The sequence below is a fragment of the Rahnella sp. 2050 genome (assembly GCF_040544515.1).
In the GTDB taxonomy this organism is placed as follows: domain Bacteria; phylum Pseudomonadota; class Gammaproteobacteria; order Enterobacterales; family Enterobacteriaceae; genus Rahnella; species Rahnella aceris.
The window spans coordinates 54,374-75,685 of the sequence record NZ_JBEPKE010000002.1 but is presented as its reverse complement, the minus strand read 5'-3'; the positions used below and the strand labels follow the sequence as shown (position 1 = coordinate 75,685).

Here is a 21,312-nt window from a genome sequence, read left to right as displayed (position 1 = left end):
TGTGGAGGAAAGATGACGCTCATTTTACGGTTTTCCCCCGCCCCGGTGCCAGATCTTGCTGTGCGGGTGACTGAAAAAATGCGCAAGAATATGCAACTCAGCGCAAAACGTTGAAAGCCAGCGGTCTGCCGTTACCGCAGAATGTCCTCAGTCATTACTGTCTGAGTGAGAGAATTCTATGAACGCACTGCTTTATATTTTGGTGATCCTGATCTGGGGTACCACCTGGTTTGCGATTTACCTGCAACAGGGCGACGTGCCAGTCACGGTGTCGGTTTTCTACCGTTTCCTGCTGGCTGCGGTGATCATGCTGGTGGCATTGCTGGCGACACGCCGGTTGCGTCGTCTGGCGCTGAAAGATCACCTTTTCTGCCTGGTTCAGGGTTGCTGCGTTTTTTGCTTCAATTTTTACTGCTTCTATCACGCCGCAGCCTACATCACCAGCGGGCTGGAATCGGTGATTTTCTCGATGGCCGTGCTGTTCAACGCGTTCAACGGCATGCTGTTTTTCCGTCAGAAACTGGCTCCGGCAGTGATCCCGGCGTCGGTTCTCGGGCTGGCAGGTATTATCACGCTTTTCTGGCATGACCTCAGCGCCGCGCATATCGCACCGGAATTGCTCAAAGGCATCGGCCTCAGCCTGCTCGGCACTTACGGTTTCTCACTCGGCAACATGATCAGCTCACGCCATCAGCGTCACGGGCTGGATGTGCTTTCCACCAATACCTACGCGATGTTTTACGGTACAGCCGTCATGGGCGCGCTGAGCCTGATGCAGGGCGCTTCCTTCGCCATCGACCTGACGCCGCAATATCTCGGCTCGCTGGTCTATCTTTCCGTGTTTGGTTCGGTACTGGCTTTCGGCATTTACTTCACGCTGGTCGGCCGCATCGGTGCCAGTCAGGCGGCCTACAGTACGCTGCTGTTCCCGCTGGTCGCACTGACGGTTTCCACATTTTATGAAAATTATCAATGGCATGCCAATGCGGTTATTGGGCTGGCGCTGATCCTGCTCGGTAATCTGGTGATGTTCTGCCGTCCGGCCTGGCTGGAGATGTTCAGGCGCAAAGCCGCTGCGGCGTAGGGCGGCTTACCGGCGGGTACAAAAAAACACTCGACAACTCTCCTCCTCGTGTTGCATACCTGAAAGGCCGCATCCTAAGAGATGCGCGCCCTACAGAAAATAATGAGGAGAATAAAATGCCTTTTGTACGTATTGATATGGTCGAAGGAAAACCCGAAACCTACCGCAAAACCGTCGGCGATGTGATCTATGACGCGCTGCGCTCAGCTCTTAATGCGCCGGAAAACGACAAGTTTATTGTCATCTCCGAACACTCTCCGGCAGAAATGATGATTTCCCCTGATTATCTGAATATACAGCGCAGCCCGAACTGCATTGTGATTCAGGTAACGCTCAACACCGGCCGTACACTGGAAATGAAAAAGGCGTTCTATCACGCCGTCGCTTACGGGCTGCATGAAAAAGTCGGATTACGTCTGGAAGATGTGTTCATCAGCCTGGTGGAAGTGCCGAAAGAAAACTGGTCCTTCGGCAACGGCGAAGCGCAATACGCGTGAGAAAAGGTCTGAAGGTAAACTTCAGGCCAACAAGTTCTCACCACCAATCAGCGGAATGATTCGGGCAAGCACGTCGTTAAAGACGCCACTTTCCGCAACAGCGATAAACTTTGCCTGACGGTGCCGCCAGTCCATTGTATGGATCAACGTGGTGGCAACCACACAAGGTGCGCTCAGATTGTTGACCGGCACTTCGGTCGGCGCGCCCCGGATGCTGCTGCTCACCGGCATACAAATCACCAGCCCGGTAACCTGATTATACGTTTCATGAGACAGGATCAGCGCCGGTCGATATTTGCCTATTTCCTTTCCTTTGGTGGGCTCAAAATCCAGCCAGCAAATATCCCCGCGCTTTGGTAAATACATTAATAATCAAGCTCCCTGTCAGTCGGTTCTGCCAATTCATCAGCGTGAGCATTATACGCGCTCAGCCCCGATAACAAGCTGGCCTCAGTGACCTTCTGCTTATCGGCTTTACGAATTTGCAGCCCGTCTTCAGAAATCTCGATATCAACGACATCACCTTCCTCGAATTGTGGAATTGACTTCAAATTTCCGGACAGCCGTAACGCGATGCTGTTACCCCATTTCTGTAATGTGGCCTGAGTGCGCATGTTCATTTCTCCACCGTTGTATCTACAAAGAGTATACAACCAAAAAACCCGTAACAGTATTCCTGATACGGGTTTTTGCGAGCTGCATTCCAGCTTTTTATTTTCCTGCGTTAAACGGAAGGATTAAATAATCCCGCCATTCGCCTTCAGTGTCTGGCCGTTGACCCACGCACCGTCGGGACCGGCGAGGAAGGCGACGACGGAGGCGATATCTTCCGGCTGACCGAGGCGCTCGAGCGGCGAGGTTTTGGCGATGGTTTCCACCAGTTGATCCGATTTACCGTTGAGGAATAAATCCGTTGCTGTCGGGCCGGGCGCGACGGTATTGACGGTTATCTGACGGCCGCGCATTTCCTTGGTGAGCACGCGGCTCAGCGCCTCGACAGCCGCTTTGGTCGCGGCATACACGCCATAAGTCGGCTGATATAACCCGACCACGGTTGATGAGAAATTGATGATACGTCCGCCGTCGTGCAGATGTTTCGCCGCTTCACGCAGCGTGTTGAAAGTGCCTTTCAGGTTGATATCGATAAGGCGGTCGAATGCTGCATCGTCGGTTTCGGCAATAGCGGAAAGCGTCATAATACCCGCATTATTCACCAGTACATCCACGCCGCCAAACGCCTGTTCCGCGCTGGCAAACATCCGGCCGACCGCCGCCGCGTCGCTGACATCCGCCTGCGCGCTGATAGCTTTTCCGCCTGCCTGTTCAATTTTTCTGACCACCGCGTCGGCTTCTGCCGCACCGCGTGAGTAGTTCACAATCACGGTAAAACCGTCGTGCGCCAGACGCTCTGCGATGGCGGCGCCAATACCCCGTGATGCGCCGGTGACCAGCGCGACTTTCTGTTTGGATGAAGTCATGATGCGTTTCCTTTTTTCAGTGATTCGGATCTGTTGTCAGTGAGGAAAGCGTAGCCGATTGACGCTGCCGGATAATTACCTGATATTCGTTATCACTATCCGGAAAAGGCGAACAATTATCATGGATAAACTCGACAGCATGCAGTTATTCACCCGCGTGGTGGAGCTGCGCAGTTTTACGCAGGCTGCACAAGCGCTGAATCTGAAACGTTCCACGGTGACCGATGCCATTAAACAACTGGAGTCGCGGCTGAACATCCGGCTTCTGCAGCGTACCACCCGACACGTCAGCGCGACGCTGGATGGCGAAGCCTATTACCAGCGCTGTCTGCGTATTCTGGCGGATGTGGAAGATGCTGAAATGGCGTTTGCCGGTGCGCAGCCGAAGGGGTTATTGCGGGTGGATGTACACGGTTCGATGGCGCGGCATTTTCTGCTGCCCGGCCTGGCGGATTTTCTGGCGCAGTATCCCGACATTGAGTTTTACATGAGCGAAGGCGACCGGCTGGTGGATCTGGTGCGGGAAGGCATTGATTGCGTGATCCGCGCCGGTGAACTGAAAGACAGCGATATGGTGGCGCGCCCGCTCGGTACGCTGCCGGAAATTACCTGCGCCAGCCCGGACTATCTGCAACGTTTTGGCATACCGGAAACGCCAGACGATCTCGCCGGTCACCGGATGATTGGTTTTCGTTCCAGCGCAACCGGCGGGCTGTTGCCGCTGATTTTTCAGGTGCAGGGCAAAAACCGTGAAATCCTGCTGCCAACCAGTTTGTCGGTCAGCGGCGCGGAAAGCATGAAAGAAGCGGCACGGCGCGGGATGGGGATTATTCAGGTGCCGCATTACGGCCTGCTGGAGGATCTGGCGCAGGGAAGTCTGGTACAAATCCTGGCGGATTTCCCGGCCGGTTCACTGCCGGTTTCCTTGCTTTACCCGCGTAACCGCCAGCTTTCACCGCGCGTACGGGTGTTTATCGACTGGATGGTGAAAGAGTTTGCGCGGCGCGATCCGCATCTGACATGATAGTTTTTCTGCTCTGAAAGCATGACGTCACAACGTTAACGACTGGAGATGCCGATGACCACACCTGCTGTATTGCTGCATATCGGCAGCGAAGAAACGCAAGTTATCGTCCGTAATGATGATAACGACGATAAAAGTTTGCTCCTGACACTGGGCTCACAACTCACCTCTGTCGGCTATTTTCGTCATTCACCGCCGACGCCGGATGAAATGGAAACTGCCATTATGGTGGTCGAGGACGAAGTGATGCGCATCCGGCACGACATTCCGCCGGGCGCTAAACTGTTCAGCACGGACAACGATATCCGTGCGCTGGCCCGCATTGCCGGTGAGGCGGAAAATGAAGTGATGACGTTGTCGCTCGACGCGGTGGAACGCACTTTCGACCGGCTGGCGCTGGTCATTAATGGCCGCCCGGCGCATTTCGAAGGTATCCCCGACGGCAATGATTTCGCCGCCACGCTGCTGATTTTGCGCGAATTTATGCATCATCTGCAATTTGATGAAATTGTGCTGAGAGGCATGAAATTTGAGATGTAATGATTAACAGCCCCGTCAGGGGCTGTTTTGGTTTTATCTACACTAATGAAGGACTGTTTTTCAACTGCGCAGCATCCGATTCCATCAGTACCATCCCGCTGAGATCCGGCAGGGTCTGATGATTCAGATAATCCCGGAACGACATGCGCGGGGCGTTATTTTCCCAGGCCGATTGCAGCGTGCCCAGCAGGTCAGTGGTTTTCGACGTGATTTCCGGCGTGGTGATGTCGGATTCCAGTGCGCCTTTCACATATTTCTGAATATGTGTTGAGTTGCTGGCGGACTGAGCCACGGTGGCACTCATCAGCGCACCTTTGTGATATTGCACGGACGTCGTGCTTTCTGCCGTGTCATCAATCTGATAGTAAAGGTAATTCTGCGAGTTGCGGTCGCTGGTCAGATTCAGTTTCAGCCCCGGTGTCAGCGATGCATGATAACTGGCGACCAGATGTGACTGTTGCTTCTGCGTGATATTGCGGTCCTGCGTACCCGTGCCGGTGATCGTGCTGGTTTGAGAAACCTGATAAGAGAACGTATCGGTTTCATCCGGGCGCATCGGATTGGTGGAATCGACCGGTGTCTGCGAGACTGACGCCGTGAAATCCGCCAGCCCGGTCATCATGTTTTTATCGGTTTTGGTCAGCGAGAAATAAACCGGCTCAGCACCCCCGCTTTTATAAGTCGTCGCGGTTTCGCCATAATTGCTGTTCAGCGCCGTAAAGGCATCTTTGAACATGTTCATCAGCGATTCGTCACCATTGCCACGATTACCCGCGCTGCTGATTTGTTTCAGATAGCTGTTCAGCGCCTGCTTCTGCTGGCTTTCTGTGCCCAGCAGTGCGCGCTTACTCATGTCGACGCTGATATCCACCGTGCCAGCAACACCGGTCGATTTCACTGAGCGGGTATTCGCATCAGCATGAAAATCCAGCGTCTGGGTATTGGTGGTGCCCAGCGTGGCGTGTAAGTCCACCGACGACAGCACCGAGGTATCAAACTTCGTCAGGCCACTCAGATCGAGCTTCGGCGGTTGCGCCGTCAGGCCATCAATCGCTTTCTGAAAACCTTCCGCAAGACCGGCCAGCGCTTTGCGATCGGCATCGCTGAGCGTGCCTTTGCTGACATTCACCTGCACGCCGAGTCCGTCATCATCACTGCCCAGCGTGATATCCACCAGTGCGCCGCTGGCAGTTTTAATGCTCAGGCTTATCTGGTTATCAGCTTTGGTATGAAGTTGGGTTTGGGCGGCAACGTTGGCCGCCGAACTGGTCGACTGAGCGGAAGTCTGCTTCATCACCGATTGCGAATAACTGCTGCTGTCGGTAGTGAAACGCTCAAGCAGCGCCGCACCGAGTCCGGTAAAACGCGCCGCATTGCCGGAATGGCTGAAGTTCGATGCAAGCTTTGAAGACATCAGATCACTGGAAGAACGTTCCCAGACCAGTGCCGGTTTGGTGATGTTGTAGACCGGCGAAGCGGTGTCCGCCTGGCCGATCATTACCGTGGTGGATTGCGCCGTCGAAGCCTGCTGCTGGCTGGCTGCAGTAGTGACTGCCGTCAGTGATTTTGTTGACGTAACCAGCGTGTTGAGCGCCTGATTACCTGTCGCAGAGATAACTGTCATCCCGATGAGTCCCTATGTTTTTGCGCCATAGCGCCAGTGGATACCTTGATCCTTCTGATGCTATTTTCGGCAAAAACACAGTAAGCTTTAAGGATATGTAAAAGTTGTTTCTTACGCCCCCGACGTTATTCCAGCGGACCGCCCAGAATGGTTTCGCACATGCCGGAAAGAATGCGTTCGCCGGTTTCGCTTTTCAGATCCTCATACCATTGTTCGGTCACGGCCATTTCTTTGCCGTGGGTGACATCGCAGCGTTTACGCGCCTTCAGCACCAGATCCTTCACGCGATATGCCCGTTTTTCCTGATAACGCAGCAATGCATCTTCAATGCCTAATGAATTGGTTTGCAGCATATTTGCCAGCACCACTGCATCTTCCATCGCCGCGCAACCGCCCTGCCCGATATCCGGCGTGGTGCTGTGGCCGGAATCACCGAGCAGCGCAATCCGTCCTTTGACCAGTTGCATAAAGGGTTCGATGTCGTGGATTTCAACGCGGTTGGTGGTTTCAGGATTGATCTGGCTGATCAGCTTCTGCACCGGTTCCGCCCAGCCCGCAAAGTAACCCTGTAAATCCTCGCGTACCGTAGTGCGATCCTGCGGCAAGCCTTTTGGCAGCGGCACATCAAAGAAAAAGTAGAAACGGTTGCCACTCACCGGCATCAGGGACACGCGTTTACCCTCGCCGACAAACGTCGTCCACTGGTCGGCAGGCGCGATGCTTTCATCGATTTCCACCAGGCCGTTCCAGTTAACATAACCGGCATAGCGGCGCTCCGTTGCATAACCCAGAACGTGCTGGCGGATAATGGAATGGGTGCCGTCAGCGGCAATCAGCAGATCGCCGGTCGCGGAAGTGCCGTCGTCAAACCAGGCGGTGACGCTGTCGGCAGATTCTTCAACGTGCGTCACGCGCTTGCCAAACTGCACCTGATCGCGTCCATAAGTCTCCAGCAGCATCGACTGAAGTTCCGCACGCGCCACCGGATACGGCTGTTCCCCCACGCTTTGGATCAGCGGATCCATACTGAAACGCGTCATGGTCTGGCCCTGCTGATATTCTTTGTAGGCCATAAAACGCATGTTGCCGCCGAGTTCGCGCAGCGCCTCTTTCATGCCGAGATAATTCAGGCACTTTACGCCGTTAGGCCAGATGGAAATCGCCGCGCCCACCGGTTTGATCTCTTTCACCGCCTCGTATACCGCCGTTTCGATACCAAAACGCTTCAGCGCAATCGCCGCACACGCACCGCCAATACCGCCACCAATCACGATCGCTTTCATATTTTTCTCCCCTGAGTCTCTTTAGGGAAAAGCAATTTCTGTACCAGAAAGACGATTTACCGCCAAAGCCTTGTAGTCAATCTTAAGTGAAATCATTAACTGCCGAAGCGCAGGTGAAATGCGCTAAAACGAGGCGTCGTTTTGGAGCAAGAGTGGCGTAATAGCCGCGAAGTGAATCAATCTGGTGCGAAAGGATGGGGCGGAGAGAAAGCCGGAGGAAGATTTACATCAGACAAATATTCGCAAATCACTCCCCCAGCAGAGGGAGTGATAATTTGGATCCACAAATGCCGCAGTGCGTTACTTGCACCAACCCCAGTGCAGGTTACGAGGTAGCGTTCCCCACGTTTCTATGCAGGTATTTTCCTGTTTGGTCAGTGACTGGGAATATAAAGCCCGTCCTGTTCCTGTTACGCCTTTAATTTTTACGTTCGTCGCTTCAGCAGGAATAATAACCTGCTGAGTATTACCCAGCGATAATTTATATTCTTTATTGAAATTGGCTTTAGTACTGCTGTTGGTATAAGTGAGTCTGTAATAACCTGTGTAACCGCCTTTATTACGCAGACTCAGGATGTAACTTTTCGGTACAGGTGCCATTTCCGGGACGTTGAAATTAAGTGTAAATTCCGTTCCCGGTGACATTTCATCAATTTTATCATTGCTTACCATATATGTTTTTCCTGTCTGCTTATTGTAATCAAGCTCAAGAATCAGCATATCGCCGTAATAAGCCGCCCCGCTGTTTGATGAAGAGATACCATGTGAATGGCCACCAAATCTTATCGAGCCGCCATACTCCCCCAGTATATCCCGCGTTGGAGTCTCATTTTCACTGTAACTTTCACCTCCATGCTCCAACGCTATTGTTGCTTTACCTTTTATGCCTGCATCGCGTAACTACTCACGGAACCAGCCCTCACCGTCCCTGACCTTAATATCATACCGGCGGGCAGCATCCGAATTAAACCCTGAAAATTCCTTCGTATAATGCAAATTATTATTAAGCTGAATGAAACGAATACCCGCAATATCAAAACTGTAACCGAAACTGCCAATATAGTTGGTACTGAGATGCGGGAATTTATAACCATTCATGACGTCGTAATCAACGGAAACGACATCTTTCAAACTATTAATATGATCAACTAAATTCCGGATACTACGAATTGCACAGCGATTTTCCCACAAACCACAGTCATTCACATTGCCGTCATAATCATGATTACCCAGCCCGTACCAGTAAGGTGCATTAAGTTTGCCAAAAGCTTTCTTGGCATCAGACCACTCGCCACCATGCCCCCAGTGGGTAATGTCGCCGTTAATAATCGTCCCCCTGAAGGCATCACCGTATTTGTCTTTCAGTGTGTTAATTGCATCAATCTTCTTAAAGTTACCTTTGCTGGGTACCGTGTTATATGGCGTAGATGTAGTCTCTGCCCCAAAATGCCAGTCAGACGTAATGGCATAATATTCTTTTGGATGAACAACACGCCACCAGGCATTATCTTTTTTATTTTCCGGGTAATACCAGTTTTTACTTTTCGCATTACCATTAAACTTTGCTTCAAAGAATTCAGTAGTCCCGTTAACCTGACGGCCATGTATTTCACCGACCGTCGTATCAGCGCTCCAGGCTTTTGGCGCAGCAATGGAACCATACACCGCAGAGGTTACCGCCGCGTCCGGGAAGACCTCCTGTCTCAGCTGTTCTTTCATATTTCTCAGTGCTTCGAATGTTTCTTCCGCACTGTCTGTTGAAACTTCGTAAGGACGGGAATGCTCCACCCCATTTACATCGGTGTAAACCATCTCCCCTTTTGCAACAACTGGAGAGATATTGTTATCACTGGAATCGACCGTTTTAGCTTCTAATAAACGCACGGCTTGTCCATCTGGCACAGTGATTGCTTTTATTTCATATGGACTTGAATTCTCTGAAACCTTATAGCCAGATATTTCGGTTGAGAGTTTCATCCGGGCATAGTCATTTTGATCATCAGGAATAGGTAACCCGTCCTGATGAGGGTCAGGTACCGGAACAGGTGCGGGAGGATTAGGAGAAGGAGAAGGACCCGGTGATATTTCCCGTTGCATAGAACTCATGTCGATCATCTTCATGCCATCAGGCACAGTGAGTACAACATCCGGTACATGGTAACCACCACTTTGCGTTGCCACATTGCTAATATTTATTTCTGCTGAGGTATAAAATGGCAAACAAGCAGCGATAGCCATAGCTATCCTGCCATATTTAATTTTATTTTTTGAGACGAACACACTTTCACCCTTGAGGTTAATCACTTTACTGTTAGTAAATTATCGCACCTCGATATTATAATTTGTAACAAACATTTGTTTTAAAATAAATAATTAAGTTGACTTATTTTACAACGACCATTAAACAATCGGAATACAGAAGTTAAATACATATCAACGCTAAGAATAAAACCTTAAAAGTGGTTTTTCACTGTTATCTGTGAGTCCGGAGATTCAGGAAAAAACGGAAGCTGAATAATGTTCAACCGTCAACATAAAGTACTGGCTGTAGTATTCAGAAAAAATATGTATCAGAAATTTTTCCATTTCATCGCTGATACCATTCTTAAAGGGAAAAACCGTCTCACCATAATTGGGGTCAAAGATTTTTATTTGATTGGATTCTGCCCTGAGACCTAATGAGTGTCCGCTGGAAGATTTTTTAATCGATATATGACAGCCATTGCCCTGACTGACACTTTTTAATATTGACTGCGCCATGGTAATTGCGGTATTTCCAGTCAATTTTATTTCCTCCCGAATAAAATCAACCTGATAAGATTTTAGAATGCCATGAAAAACACTTTTCATTTCTTTCATATTCCCGCTGGCACTCAGGTGTTCCTGAAAATTCATGATCCCCCGCACCACCGTCTTACCTTTTTCACTGGCAATATAGGCACTGAACCGGCTCCAGCTTTGACCTGATATCAGGTATGCGCCCACCAGCCCCTGACACACACCGTTTTCAAGACCATATTCAACCACCCGACCGGCGCGATCATAGACATTTCCGGTCCATGCGCCCTTACGTTTTTTCTCATCACAATGATCCCATTTGTTTTTCTTAATATATTCCCCCTGTCGGAATTTATTATATATCCCATTATAATTTTGTATCAGTCTAACTGAATCCATTCTCATAAAATCACTTCATTCCATTATTAAGAAAAACTTTGCAAATGATAAAGAAAAAAGACTTTCAATGTTGAACATGATTAATTCAGAAAACATAAAGGAAACCTTTTCTTCTAAGGGGTTCTCAGTCCCTGGTCTGGTGCGAGAGCGGGAAGATTGATACTCTGCTAAGTATTGATATTTCGAATGCCAAAAGCATAAACATTTAAAAAATGAATCGCTATCCGATGTTCAGCCCGCAGCAGTTGCTTAGTTTTGTCGCCGTCTGCGAAACCGGCAGTTTTACCCGTGCGGCCGACCGCGTGTACCTGTCGCAATCGACAGTCAGCCAGCAAATCCGCCGCCTGGAAGAAGCGCTGGGAAAACCTTTGCTGGAACGCACGTCTCATCAGGTGCAACTGACTGAAGAAGGTGAACGGTTGCTGGGTTATGCGCGGCGGATTATCGCCCTGAACGGTGAAGCGCACGATGCGCTGAGTGACCAGTGGCCGGACGGCGTAGTGCGTCTCGGCGTGCCTGAAGATTTTGCCGCGGCTACCACGTCCCTGCTGGCGCAATTCAGCCGCGCCCATCCGCATATTCGCCTCGATGTCACCAGCGGCCTGAGTCACGAACTGCGCCGCGCCTGGCAACAGGAGATGCTGGATATCATTCTGGTGAAACAACTCACCGGCGAAAAGGCCAACGCCTCGCGCCCCGAGCCGATGCTGTGGCTGGACAGCGCGGCGTTTCCGGCGTTTGAACGGGATCCCATCCCGCTGGTGCTGTTTCCGCTCAACGGGTTATACCGCGAAGAACTGTGTCAGGCACTGGATGCTCTCGGACGTAGCTGGCGTATCAGTTACAGCAGCGCCAGTCTCGCCGCGCTGGTCGCTGCCAGTGCGGCCGGATTGGGTGTCACCTTATTGCCCGCCGGTTGCCGCCAGCCGGAGCACCGGATTCTTGGGGCAGAAAGCGGATTGCCGCCGATTGATAACGTCGAGCTGGCGCTGTTTTACCGCCACGACGCGACGCCTGCGCAGATTGCACTGGCCGGAAAATTAAAGGATTTTTGTCAGCTTAGTTAGCCATTGCATTTTCCACTGGCAGGCAGTGGGAAAAATCGCAGCCGGAACCGGCGTCATCTTTTAAGGTGAAGGGAAAAGCAGCATCCTCCCGCATCATGATTAAGGAATTCGACGTGCAAAATCCTCAGCAACAAAGCCGCAGAAACTTTCTTTCGCATAGCGCCAAAATCACTGCCACCGGCGCGCTGTTAACCGCAGGTATGGCATCAGCCTCCCCGTTCAAACCGGGCGCGATGGACGAAAAATGTGACGATGCCAGCCAGATCAACGCAATTTCTGCGCCGCATTACCAGTTGCGCAATGTACGGCTGGAGGAGGGTTTTGAGCGCGAAGGCGATATCGTTGTTGCCACCAGAACCGGTTTGTACAATCTTGAAATCAACAACGGCAAAATCGTGGCGATCCAGCCGGCAAAAGACGCCCCGGCCAGCACCTTGCCTGCTTTTGATGCCAGAGGATTACTTCTGCTGCCCGCCACGCGCGACATGCATATTCACCTCGACAAAACCTTCTACGGTGGCAAATGGGAAGCGCCGCGCCCGCGTAAAGGCAAAACTATCATGGACATGATTGCCCGCGAACAGGTGCTGATCCCCAAACTGCTACCAACATCGGTGGAACATGCCGAAGCGATCATCGGGCTGCTGCATTCCAAAGGCACCACCGTGGCGCGCAGCCACTGCAATATCGACCCGGTCAGCGGCCTGAAAAGCCTTGAGCATCTGAAAATCGCACTGGAAAAACATCAGCAGGATTTCAGTTGTGAAATTGTGGCGTTCCCGCAACACGGCTTGCTGCATTCGAAAGTCGATGGCCTGATGCGTGAGGCGATGCAAATGGGCGCGCAATACGTCGGCGGACTGGATCCGACTAACGTGGATGACGCGATGGAAAAATCCCTCGACGCGATGTTTCAGATTGCACTGGATACGAATAAAGGCGTGGATATTCATCTGCATGAAACCACGCCGGCCGGTATCGCGGCAGTGAAATACATGATTCAGACCGTGGAGAAAAACCCGCAACTGAAAGGCAAAGTGACGCTCAGCCACGGTTTTGCGCTGGCGATGATGCAGGGCGCGGAACTCGACGACGTCATTGCAGGGCTTTCAGAGCAGCAGTTCACCGTCGCTTCCACCATTCCGCTCGGCAAACTGAATATGCCGCTGCCGCAGCTCAGCCAGAACGGCGTATTTGTCATGACCGGCACAGACAGCGTCATTGATCACTGGTCGCCGTTCGGCACCGGCAGCATGCTGGAAAAAGCCAGCCTCTACGCCCAGCTCTACGGTAACTCCGACGAATTTGGCCTGACGCGCTCCCTCGCTATCGCCACCGGCAACGTCCTGCCGCTCGACGACAGCGGCACACGCCAGTGGCCTGCGGTGAACGATAACGCCGAAATGATCCTGGTCGACGCCAGTTGCTCTGCCGAAGCGGTGGCGCGGGTGTCAGAGGTGAAAGCGACATTCCATCAGGGCAGATTAGTGTTTGGTGCGGTGGGGAAAGTGTGAGGCATTGAAAGTAGTCAACGCTGCAAAGCAAAAAGCCCCTTTCGGGGCTTTTTGTTGTTCTGAACGTTGATGCCCGAAGGCAATGAATCAGAACGGGATATCGTCGTCGAAATCCATTGGGGGTTCGTTGTTCTGTGCTGGCGCGTTGTTTTGCGCAGCCGGACGAGATTGCTGACCGCCACTGAACTGGTTGCCGCCTTGTGGCTGCTGAGGCTGACCCCAACCGCCCTGCTGGCCGCCTGCGGATGGCTGACCACCACCTGCTGGTGCGCCGCCGCTTGCACGGCCGCCGAGCATCTGCATGGTGCCGCCGACGTTAACAACGACTTCGGTGGTGTATTTTTCAACGCCAGCCTGATCGGTCCATTTACGGGTTTGCAGTGCGCCTTCGATATAAACCTGAGAACCTTTCTTCAGGTATTCGCCTGCGACTTCCGCTAATTTGCCGAACAACACTACACGGTGCCATTCGGTTTTTTCTTTCTGCTCGCCGGTGGCTTTGTCACGCCAGCTTTCAGACGTTGCCAGAGTGATGTTGGCAACCGCGCCGCCGTTAGGCATGTAGCGGACTTCCGGGTCTTGCCCCAGATTACCGACGAGAATAACTTTGTTTACGCCTCTGCTGGCCATGTGGATTCTCCTGATGATGTATGTCGTGGTTGAAACCACAGTTTGGGGTGTGAGGAAACTCACTTCGCGACATTATAACCACAAAACGTTGCCTCCGTACCACGGATGTCATGCACTGCGATTTTCTTTCCAGATTGTTCAGCAAACATTCCATTGTTACATTGAGTACTGGATATACATTCAGGTTTTGGGGTGGCACAGGCTGTGATTTGTGTCATAATTGCGCGTTACGTTCTTCTCTGTGCCCGATTCGATGGCTGGCGCGAAACTGGTTTTCACGGCGGTCACCGGCACGGTGAGCTATCAAGTTAATCCGGGAATGATGAATGGATAAGATCGAAGTTCGGGGCGCACGCACCCATAATCTCAAGAATATCAACCTGATTATCCCGCGCGACAAACTGATTGTTGTCACCGGCTTATCCGGTTCAGGCAAGTCCTCTCTGGCGTTCGATACGCTGTACGCCGAAGGCCAGCGCCGCTACGTCGAGTCGCTGTCGGCCTACGCACGCCAATTTTTATCCTTAATGGAAAAACCAGACGTCGACCATATTGAAGGTCTGTCTCCGGCGATTTCGATTGAGCAAAAATCAACGTCGCACAACCCGCGCTCTACCGTCGGGACCATCACCGAAATCCACGACTACCTGCGCCTGCTGTTTGCCCGCGTGGGCGAGCCGCGCTGCCCGGATCATAATATTCCGCTGTCAGCCCAGACCGTCAGCCAGATGGTGGATAACGTACTGGCACAGCCGGAAGGCCAGCGTCTGATGCTGCTGGCGACCATCATTAAAGATCGCAAAGGCGAGCATACCAAGACGCTGGAAAACCTGGCGTCGCAGGGCTATATCCGTGCGCGTATTGATGGTGAAGTGTGTGATTTGTCCGATCCGCCAAAATTAGAATTGCAGAAGAAACACACCATTGAAGTGGTCGTTGACCGCTTTAAAGTGCGTGACGATCTGGCGCAACGCCTGGCGGAATCGTTTGAAACCGCGCTCGAGCTTTCCGGTGGTACCGCCGTGGTCGCCGATATGGATGACCCGAAAGCCGAAGAAATGCTGTTCTCGGCCAACTTTGCCTGTCCGGTGTGCGGCTACAGCATGCGCGAGCTTGAACCGCGTATGTTCTCGTTCAACAACCCGGCGGGAGCCTGTCCGACCTGTGACGGGCTGGGTGTGCAGCAGTTCTTCGACCCTGATCGCGTGGTGCAAAACCCTGAGCTTTCACTGGCGGGTGGGGCTATCCGCGGCTGGGATCGTCGTAACTTCTATTATTTCCAGATGCTGCGCTCTCTTGGTGAGCATTATGATTTCGACGTGGAAGCGCCGTTTAACGAACTGAGCAGCGACGTGCAAAACGCCATCCTGCACGGTTCCGGCAAAACCACCATTGAATTCAAATACATTAACGATCGCGGTGATACTTCGATTCGTCGCCATCCGTTTGAAGGCGTACTGCACAATATGGAGCGCCGTTATAAAGAAACGGAATCCAGCGCAGTACGTGAAGAACTGTCGAAATACATCAGCAACCGTCCGTGTACTTCCTGCAGCGGCACCCGCCTGCGTGAAGAAGCCCGTAACGTATTTGTCGAAGAAACCACGCTGCCGGAAATCTCTGATTTCAGCATCGGCCATGCGATGGATTTCTTCCGCAATATGAAACTCAGCGGTCAGCGCGCCAAAATTGCTGAGAAAGTGCTGAAAGAGATTGGCGATCGCCTGAAATTCCTGGTGAACGTCGGCCTGAATTACCTCTCGCTGTCACGTTCTGCGGAAACGCTGTCCGGCGGCGAAGCCCAGCGTATCCGTCTGGCGAGCCAGATTGGTGCCGGTCTGGTGGGCGTGATGTACGTGCTGGATGAGCCGTCTATCGGCCTGCATCAGCGCGACAACGAGCGTCTGCTGGAAACCCTGATCCACCTGCGCGACCTCGGTAACACGGTGATTGTGGTCGAGCACGACGAAGACGCGATCCGCGCTGCCGACCATATTATTGATATTGGTCCGGGTGCAGGCGTACACGGTGGCGAAGTGGTGGCTGAAGGCACCGCTGAAGACATTATGGCGACCGAGAATTCACTGACCGGCCAGTTCCTGAGCGGTAAACGGGAAATCTCCGTACCGGCGCAGCGCGTCCCGGCGGATGCCACCAAAGTGCTGAAACTTTCCGGCGCTAAAGGCAACAACCTGAAAGATGTCACGCTGACGCTGCCGGTGGGCCTGTTTACCTGTATCACCGGCGTGTCCGGCTCCGGTAAATCGACGTTGATCAACGACACGCTGTTCCCGCTGGCACAGCGCGAGCTGAATGGCGCAACGATTGCTGAAGCTGCGCCGTACCGTGAAATCGAAGGTCTGGGCCATTTCGATAAAGTCATCGACATCGACCAGAGCCCGATTGGCCGTACGCCGCGCTCTAACCCGGCAACCTACACCGGTATTTTCACGCCGGTGCGTGAGCTGTTTGCCGGTGTGCCGGAATCACGTTCACGCGGCTACACGCCGGGGCGTTTCAGTTTCAACGTCAAAGGCGGCCGCTGCGAAGCCTGTCAGGGCGACGGCGTGATCAAAGTTGAAATGCACTTCCTGCCGGATATTTATGTGCCGTGCGATCAGTGCAAAGGCAAACGCTATAACCGCGAAACGCTGGAAATTAAATACAAAGGCAAGAGCATCCACGAAGTGCTGGAGATGACCATTGAAGAAGCGCGTGATTTCTTCGATGCCGTCCCTGCCCTTGCGCGTAAATTGCAGACGCTGATCGACGTCGGTCTGACCTACATCAGCCTCGGCCAGTCAGCGACCACGCTGTCCGGCGGTGAAGCACAGCGCGTCAAACTGGCGCGTGAGCTGTCCAAACGCGGCACCGGTCAGACGTTGTATATTCTCGACGAACCGACCACCGGCCTGCACTTTGCCGATATTCAGCAACTGTTGGAAGTGCTGCATCAGCTACGCGATCAGGGCAACACCATCGTGGTGATTGAACACAATCTGGACGTGATTAAAACCGCGGACTGGATTGTTGATCTCGGGCCAGAAGGCGGTGCGGGCGGCGGACAGATTCTGGTCGCCGGTACGCCGGAAACCGTCGCGGAATGCAAAGAATCGCATACTGCGCGCTTCCTGAAACCGTTGCTGGAACGCCACAGCCAGCAGGCGAAGAAAAGCGCTTAAGCCATAGCAAAAGGCCTTCCCAAACGGGAAGGCCTTTTGTTTGTCCTGATTACAGACCAAATCCTTCTCTGATCCTTTTAATGACATCTTCTACAGACCCCCGCTGATTCAGTGACCTGAGATCAATATTCTCATCTGACAGTTTTGTGAGAAAGCTCTCCATGTCAGCCCGAATGTTCTCGGGAATGGTGGCAGCCTTTCCTGTCAGTTGACCTGATAACCGGATCACATCATTTCTGTGCTTATTCACAACACGGGAATCCACAGGTTCTCCTGCCGCCTTGCGGGTTGACAGATCAAGCCACGCATTCATTTTTAAAGGGATTAACCTGTCTGCTCCGATATACGAGAATAATTCCGTGCGCAGGAGGCCATCCCTGAGGAAGGAATAATAATGTTCATCGAGGAGGATAGCTGAGAGGCTGGAAACACCTTCATCTTTGGGGATCGGGATAATCTGAGCATCTTCCGGAGGTTCCATTCCTTGTGGAGAACGCGAGAAAAGTTCAATCTGAAAGGGGTAACTCGTGTTTTCTGGTTTCAGAAACCGGTAAAAAATGGGCTTTCCCTCACCCGTCTGGCGGATTTCGTAGTTGCCTGACTTTATAAATTCCCAAAACAGACTGACAAAATCAGGGCTCAGCGCCTCAATAATGAGGACAATATCCAGATCTTTGGTGGCCCGAAATTCTTCCCCGGCTTCATCCATAGTGATCCAGGATGCGACACCACCGATGAGGACGTATTGATCCTGATATTTTTTGAAATACTCGCCAAACAGTTTTAGTCCCCGAATTTCATCCATGGGTATTGATCCTTAAGTTCACTGAGCGCCAGTTGGACCCGTTCATCCTGATTATCTTTCTGTGTCAGATACAGAGATATTTCATCAACGATATGTGTTGAAGCTTTGGGACTCCGGTAGCTCCAGATTTCAACTGTAGCTACAGCGCTGTCGATATGAGTCACTTCATCAAATTCCCCCCTTTTCAGGAGTGAAGTGAATACTTCCCGGGTCATCGCAAACACAGGCTTAGCGCCACGGGCCAGCATCGTGTATTCCGCTAAAGCGCTGTCTCCGGCATAACAGACCCCCTCATCTAAAGGAGGTAGCTTGTTAATCCAGACGATTTTCTTCACCGGATTACGCATCAGCAGAAGAGATTTTACGAAAGTCTCTGAGCGCGAAAATCTGAGTGAATAAAATCGGGTCGAAAAATCTTTCTCATGCGTTGAAGCAAGAAGCCCGGATTTTGTCAGCTCAGAAATGGCTTTTGAGAGCGTCACGCGACTGTAATTATATAAGCCCATCAACTGCTCAGCCGTACAGGTAATACCGGATTTAGAGAATGACTCATCCCATAAAAGCTGGATGAGCATAGCCTGAGTGGCCGGAGAAAAATCGTTTTGCACGTCTTTGCCGGCGCTTTTTTTACGAATTCTGAAGGCATCGCGCAAATCCATGGCCAGTTCAGGAATAAATAACTGCTTTTTAATCGCAATAAAATTTATGTGATGGTCAATCAAGCTGCGGCGTTCCGCCAGATTCATATTTTCGCAGACGTAGACAACCACCTTATCTGTCATCCTTTCAATGAGTGACAGACGTTTCCTTATCGTGACAATGCCCGGATAGGTGTCATCCCGCTGTAAAGCCGCCAGCAGAATCAGAGGAGCGTCACCCGGCACACCAACTTCCAGTTCGAAGAAACCAAACAACTCCTGAAGACTGAATGAAACTGAGAGTTTTACTTCGGTGGCTGTAGTGCGAAAGCCTAAAACCGTTTCAAGGTAGCTAACCAGTTGCGTTATCTTCTGTGTCATTTGCAGATCCGTGTAAAGTCATTTTTTAAAGTATAAAGCAAATCACTTTATACATCGAAAAAGACTTTACACGGTGTGACCCTACTTAAATATCTTCTGCACAAACTCCGCATAGGCCGGGCGCCAGACGTCCATTTCATGGCCGAGATTCGGGTATTCGTGGTAATCGAATTTAATCTTTTTCTCTTCCAGCTCGGTTTTCAATCCGGCAATGTCCTTCCCTGTTACCACATCTTTCTCGCCGACAACCACGGTGAAATTTTTCAGTTGTGCATTGATTTTTTCCGGTTCAGCTAAGCGTTTCGCCACATCCGCATTGGGTACGGTGGTGGTGCTGACACCGCTGAGTGTCGCCAGCCAGCCAAACTGGTCGAGATGCGTCATGCCACTGACCAGTGTCTGATAACCGCCTTGTGAAAGCCCGGCCAGCGCGCGTCCGGTTGCGTCATCACGCACACGGAAGGTTTTAGAAATCAGCGGGATAATATCACCGGTCAGCTCTTTATCTGCGGCAGCGGCATTGCGCGGATAAAACTCTTTGCGGCGATCTTTGGTGACGTAATCTTCCGGCACCACGCCTTTGGCGTCGGTTTCGGTATCCGGAATGACCACCAGCATCGGCACGATTTTTTTCTCCGCCAGCAGGTTATCCATGATTTGCGGAATGCGCCCCTGATCCAGCGCCGAGCGACCGGTGTCGCCAAAGCCGTGATAGAAATACAGCACCGGCAACGGCTGTGAAGCATCGGTGTAACCCGGTGGCGTCCACACCGCGACCTGACGTTCGGAATTCAGCGCGGCGGAATGATAGGTCAGCGTACGGACTTCGCCGTGCGGCACGTTTTTCACATCAAGAATACTGCCGGGCACCAGGATCAAACTGGTATTCACCTGACGCTGTGGCTTGGGCATTGCACTGCCCGGATCGGCAATCCTCAAGCCATCCACGTTGAAGAAATATTCATAGAGATCAGGCTTCTGTGCACCCGATGTCCAGCTCCAGACACCTTTATCGTCCTTGGTCATCTGATGCGGAATGTAGGTCACCGGCGTGGCACCGGTCACCACATCGACATGTTCGGCAGTCGGCGCATACAGCCGGTAAGTGATGGTTAAATCAGGATTCACCGCCGTGATGTAATTTTTCGCAGGCACCGACGCATCAGGATCCTGCGGCAAGCTTTGCGCAGAGACGGTCAGCGGGAACGGCGCGCTGAGCGCCAGAATCAAAAGCGTGGCAAGATTCAGCCGGTTACGGGTCATCATCCTTTCCTTCTGGGTTGGCGTGAGCAAACGGACAACCTGTCCTCAAGTAACTCACTGTTTTTGCACAACTCTCAGAGTAGGTTATTTTTACCGCCAGCGAGCGTGATCGGCGTCACTGTTCCGAAGATGCATCTAAAGCATGAAGCTGCGGCAGTGCACTCAGCCGCTGATAAGCAAAATCCCAGAAAGTCCGTACCTTGCGCGGCATTTGCTGTACCTGCTGCGCCACCAGTTGTACCGGCAACGGCAAAGGTTCGAAATCCTTCAGCAGCCGCACCATACGGCCTGCCTGCACATCATCCCTGACCTGATACGACAATAACCGTGCGATCCCCTGCCCGCTGCGCACCGCCAGCAGTTGCGATTCCACATCGTTGGAAAGTAAACGTGGCGACAGCCGCACGCGCAAATCGTCCTCATTCGGCCCGAAACGCCATTCACGGATTTGGGTGCGCAGCGTGCCCATCACCGTCTGATGAGAAGCGAGTTCCGACGGATGTTGCGGTTCACCATGCTGCGCCAGATACGCCGGACTGGCGACCAGAACGCGGGTGACTTGCGCAACCTTACGGGCGACTTTGCCTGAATCTTCCTGATGACCGATGCGCACCGCCAGATCTAACCCTTCGTCAATCAGATCCAGATTACGGTCATTTAACATCATTTCGATTTGCATATCAGGATGTTGCGCCAGAAATTCCATCACCAGCGGCGCGACGTGTTTACGACCAAACTGTACCGGTGCGGTGATGCGCAGCAGGCCGCTGAGCTGGGTTTCTGCGGTATCTTCTACCGCGTTCTGATACTGGCTGAGCAGCAGTCGCGCTTTTTCCGCCAGCCGTGCGCCTGCTTCTGTCGGCGCCAGACTGCGCGTGGTGCGCTCGACCAGCCTTGCGCCGAAACGGTGTTCCAGCGAGGCAATGGCGCGGGTGATCGCCGGAGGAGAACGGTGAAGTTTACGGGCAGCTTCCGCCAGGCTGCCATACTGAAGTACAGCGACAAAAATCGCCATTTCATCTAAACGGTCCATAGATTCTTCCACCAGGTGAAACGCTCAATTTCAATCTTCGTGGATCCCAATCATTTGATGCAAGAGTAATCTTGACGCCAGACCCATAAAGG

20 protein-coding genes are annotated in these 21,312 nt (G+C 52.2%); 7 read left to right on the top strand and 13 right to left on the bottom strand.

Features of this window, described 5'->3' with window-relative positions; all coding sequences use genetic code 11:
• Window positions 1–178: 178 nt before the first annotated feature.
• Window positions 179–1,084: a DMT family transporter gene (locus tag ABIC79_RS07590; RefSeq protein WP_013577327.1), complete on the top strand. Its 906-nt coding sequence runs from the start codon at window positions 179–181 to the stop codon at window positions 1,082–1,084.
• A gap of 116 nt (window positions 1,085–1,200) precedes the next feature.
• Window positions 1,201–1,581 (top strand): tautomerase family protein, encoded by a 381-nt coding sequence (locus tag ABIC79_RS07585; protein WP_013577328.1) that lies wholly within the window; start codon window positions 1,201–1,203, stop codon window positions 1,579–1,581.
• A 21-nt stretch (window positions 1,582–1,602) separates the two neighbouring features.
• Here ABIC79_RS07585 and ABIC79_RS07580 read toward each other — a convergent pair whose 3' ends face one another.
• The 3 genes from ABIC79_RS07580 to ABIC79_RS07570 all read right to left on the bottom strand — a co-directional run bounded on the left by ABIC79_RS07580 (window position 1,603) and on the right by ABIC79_RS07570 (window position 3,059).
• Window positions 1,603–1,947 carry a type II toxin-antitoxin system PemK/MazF family toxin gene (locus ABIC79_RS07580; protein ID WP_013577329.1) on the bottom strand — a complete coding sequence of 115 codons (345 nt, stop codon included), beginning with the start codon at window positions 1,945–1,947 and terminating at the stop codon, window positions 1,603–1,605.
• Window positions 1,947–2,201 carry an AbrB/MazE/SpoVT family DNA-binding domain-containing protein gene (locus ABIC79_RS07575; protein WP_223510138.1) on the bottom strand — a complete coding sequence of 85 codons (255 nt, stop codon included), beginning with the start codon at window positions 2,199–2,201 and terminating at the stop codon, window positions 1,947–1,949. The genes ABIC79_RS07580 and ABIC79_RS07575 overlap by 1 nt, the downstream gene beginning before the upstream one ends.
• Before the next feature lie 117 nt (window positions 2,202–2,318).
• The gene (locus ABIC79_RS07570) at window positions 2,319–3,059 is read right to left on the bottom strand and encodes an SDR family oxidoreductase (RefSeq protein ID WP_112151070.1); all 741 of its coding nucleotides are present in this window, start codon (window positions 3,057–3,059) and stop codon (window positions 2,319–2,321) included.
• 121 nt (window positions 3,060–3,180) lie between these two features.
• Between ABIC79_RS07570 and ABIC79_RS07565 the strand changes: the two genes are divergently transcribed.
• Both ABIC79_RS07565 and ABIC79_RS07560 read left to right on the top strand, forming a co-directional pair.
• Window positions 3,181–4,083 carry a LysR family transcriptional regulator gene (locus ABIC79_RS07565; RefSeq protein WP_013577332.1) on the top strand — a complete coding sequence of 301 codons (903 nt, stop codon included), beginning with the start codon at window positions 3,181–3,183 and terminating at the stop codon, window positions 4,081–4,083.
• Between the two features lie 54 nt (window positions 4,084–4,137).
• Window positions 4,138–4,623 (top strand): hypothetical protein, encoded by a 486-nt coding sequence (locus ABIC79_RS07560; protein ID WP_354566728.1) that lies wholly within the window; start codon window positions 4,138–4,140, stop codon window positions 4,621–4,623.
• A gap of 37 nt (window positions 4,624–4,660) precedes the next feature.
• Here ABIC79_RS07560 and ABIC79_RS07555 read toward each other — a convergent pair whose 3' ends face one another.
• The 5 genes from ABIC79_RS07555 to ABIC79_RS07535 form a co-directional block, all read right to left on the bottom strand.
• On the bottom strand, window positions 4,661–6,247 hold the full coding sequence (locus tag ABIC79_RS07555; protein WP_354566726.1) for a hypothetical protein: 1,587 nt from the start codon (window positions 6,245–6,247) through the stop codon (window positions 4,661–4,663).
• A 125-nt stretch (window positions 6,248–6,372) separates the two neighbouring features.
• Window positions 6,373–7,530, bottom strand: coding sequence for an FAD-dependent urate hydroxylase HpxO (hpxO, locus tag ABIC79_RS07550; RefSeq protein WP_013577335.1), 1,158 nt, complete (start codon window positions 7,528–7,530; stop codon window positions 6,373–6,375).
• 300 nt (window positions 7,531–7,830) lie between these two features.
• Entirely contained in the window at window positions 7,831–8,391 is a 561-nt protein-coding gene (locus tag ABIC79_RS07545; RefSeq protein WP_354566723.1) for a hypothetical protein, read from the bottom strand.
• Window positions 8,392–8,430: 39 nt separating this feature from the next.
• Window positions 8,431–9,768: a metallophosphoesterase gene (locus ABIC79_RS07540; RefSeq protein WP_354566721.1), complete on the bottom strand. Its 1,338-nt coding sequence runs from the start codon at window positions 9,766–9,768 to the stop codon at window positions 8,431–8,433.
• A gap of 255 nt (window positions 9,769–10,023) precedes the next feature.
• Window positions 10,024–10,713, bottom strand: coding sequence for a YopT-type cysteine protease domain-containing protein (locus ABIC79_RS07535; RefSeq protein ID WP_354566719.1), 690 nt, complete (start codon window positions 10,711–10,713; stop codon window positions 10,024–10,026).
• 206 nt (window positions 10,714–10,919) lie between these two features.
• Here ABIC79_RS07535 and ABIC79_RS07530 point away from each other — a divergent pair, with 206 nt between their 5' ends.
• Both ABIC79_RS07530 and ABIC79_RS07525 read left to right on the top strand, forming a co-directional pair.
• A complete protein-coding gene (locus tag ABIC79_RS07530; protein ID WP_013577338.1) occupies window positions 10,920–11,774 on the top strand; it encodes a LysR family transcriptional regulator in 855 nt (284 codons plus the stop codon).
• Between the two features lie 95 nt (window positions 11,775–11,869).
• Complete coding sequence (locus ABIC79_RS07525) at window positions 11,870–13,288, top strand: amidohydrolase family protein (protein WP_013577339.1); 1,419 nt, start codon at window positions 11,870–11,872, stop codon at window positions 13,286–13,288.
• Window positions 13,289–13,375: 87 nt separating this feature from the next.
• Here the strand turns inward: ABIC79_RS07525 and ABIC79_RS07520 are convergent, their stop codons facing one another.
• A complete protein-coding gene (locus tag ABIC79_RS07520; protein WP_013577340.1) occupies window positions 13,376–13,918 on the bottom strand; it encodes a single-stranded DNA-binding protein in 543 nt (180 codons plus the stop codon).
• A 326-nt stretch (window positions 13,919–14,244) separates the two neighbouring features.
• Between ABIC79_RS07520 and uvrA the strand changes: the two genes are divergently transcribed.
• Window positions 14,245–17,100: an excinuclease ABC subunit UvrA gene (gene uvrA / locus ABIC79_RS07515; protein ID WP_013577341.1), complete on the top strand. Its 2,856-nt coding sequence runs from the start codon at window positions 14,245–14,247 to the stop codon at window positions 17,098–17,100.
• A 49-nt stretch (window positions 17,101–17,149) separates the two neighbouring features.
• On the opposite strand, the gene ABIC79_RS07510 is transcribed toward uvrA, so the two are convergent.
• The 4 genes from ABIC79_RS07510 to ABIC79_RS07495 all read right to left on the bottom strand — a co-directional run bounded on the left by ABIC79_RS07510 (window position 17,150) and on the right by ABIC79_RS07495 (window position 21,220).
• Entirely contained in the window at window positions 17,150–17,905 is a 756-nt protein-coding gene (locus ABIC79_RS07510) for a hypothetical protein (protein ID WP_013577342.1), read from the bottom strand.
• Window positions 17,884–18,924, bottom strand: coding sequence for a hypothetical protein (locus tag ABIC79_RS07505; RefSeq protein ID WP_013577343.1), 1,041 nt, complete (start codon window positions 18,922–18,924; stop codon window positions 17,884–17,886). The genes ABIC79_RS07510 and ABIC79_RS07505 overlap by 22 nt, the downstream gene beginning before the upstream one ends.
• Window positions 18,925–19,005: 81 nt before the next feature.
• Window positions 19,006–20,187, bottom strand: coding sequence for an esterase (locus ABIC79_RS07500; RefSeq protein WP_013577344.1), 1,182 nt, complete (start codon window positions 20,185–20,187; stop codon window positions 19,006–19,008).
• Between the two features lie 115 nt (window positions 20,188–20,302).
• Entirely contained in the window at window positions 20,303–21,220 is a 918-nt protein-coding gene (locus ABIC79_RS07495; protein WP_013577345.1) for a LysR family transcriptional regulator, read from the bottom strand.
• Window positions 21,221–21,312 lie beyond the last annotated feature (92 nt).

Bases quoted from the DNA above. Each gene is read 5' to 3' on its own strand.
- ABIC79_RS07505 (WP_013577343.1), bottom strand. From the start codon at position 18,924: ATGACACAGAAGATAACGCAACTGGTTAGCTACCTTGAAACGGTTTTA.
- ABIC79_RS07540 (WP_354566721.1), bottom strand. From the start codon at position 9,768: ATGGCTATCGCTGCTTGTTTGCCATTTTATACCTCAGCAGAAATAAAT.
- ABIC79_RS07565 (WP_013577332.1), top strand. From the start codon at position 3,181: ATGGATAAACTCGACAGCATGCAGTTATTCACCCGCGTGGTGGAGCTG.
- ABIC79_RS07570 (WP_112151070.1), bottom strand. From the start codon at position 3,059: ATGACTTCATCCAAACAGAAAGTCGCGCTGGTCACCGGCGCATCACGG.
- ABIC79_RS07525 (WP_013577339.1), top strand. From the start codon at position 11,870: ATGATTAAGGAATTCGACGTGCAAAATCCTCAGCAACAAAGCCGCAGA.
- hpxO (WP_013577335.1), bottom strand. From the start codon at position 7,530: ATGAAAGCGATCGTGATTGGTGGCGGTATTGGCGGTGCGTGTGCGGCG.
- ABIC79_RS07520 (WP_013577340.1), bottom strand. From the start codon at position 13,918: ATGGCCAGCAGAGGCGTAAACAAAGTTATTCTCGTCGGTAATCTGGGG.
- ABIC79_RS07510 (WP_013577342.1), bottom strand. From the start codon at position 17,905: ATGGATGAAATTCGGGGACTAAAACTGTTTGGCGAGTATTTCAAAAAA.
- ABIC79_RS07555 (WP_354566726.1), bottom strand. From the start codon at position 6,247: ATGACAGTTATCTCTGCGACAGGTAATCAGGCGCTCAACACGCTGGTT.
- ABIC79_RS07590 (WP_013577327.1), top strand. From the start codon at position 179: ATGAACGCACTGCTTTATATTTTGGTGATCCTGATCTGGGGTACCACC.
- ABIC79_RS07575 (WP_223510138.1), bottom strand. From the start codon at position 2,201: ATGAACATGCGCACTCAGGCCACATTACAGAAATGGGGTAACAGCATC.
- ABIC79_RS07500 (WP_013577344.1), bottom strand. From the start codon at position 20,187: ATGACCCGTAACCGGCTGAATCTTGCCACGCTTTTGATTCTGGCGCTC.
- ABIC79_RS07580 (WP_013577329.1), bottom strand. From the start codon at position 1,947: ATGTATTTACCAAAGCGCGGGGATATTTGCTGGCTGGATTTTGAGCCC.
- ABIC79_RS07560 (WP_354566728.1), top strand. From the start codon at position 4,138: ATGACCACACCTGCTGTATTGCTGCATATCGGCAGCGAAGAAACGCAA.
- ABIC79_RS07535 (WP_354566719.1), bottom strand. From the start codon at position 10,713: ATGAGAATGGATTCAGTTAGACTGATACAAAATTATAATGGGATATAT.
- ABIC79_RS07585 (WP_013577328.1), top strand. From the start codon at position 1,201: ATGCCTTTTGTACGTATTGATATGGTCGAAGGAAAACCCGAAACCTAC.
- ABIC79_RS07530 (WP_013577338.1), top strand. From the start codon at position 10,920: ATGAATCGCTATCCGATGTTCAGCCCGCAGCAGTTGCTTAGTTTTGTC.
- uvrA (WP_013577341.1), top strand. From the start codon at position 14,245: ATGGATAAGATCGAAGTTCGGGGCGCACGCACCCATAATCTCAAGAAT.
- ABIC79_RS07495 (WP_013577345.1), bottom strand. From the start codon at position 21,220: ATGGACCGTTTAGATGAAATGGCGATTTTTGTCGCTGTACTTCAGTAT.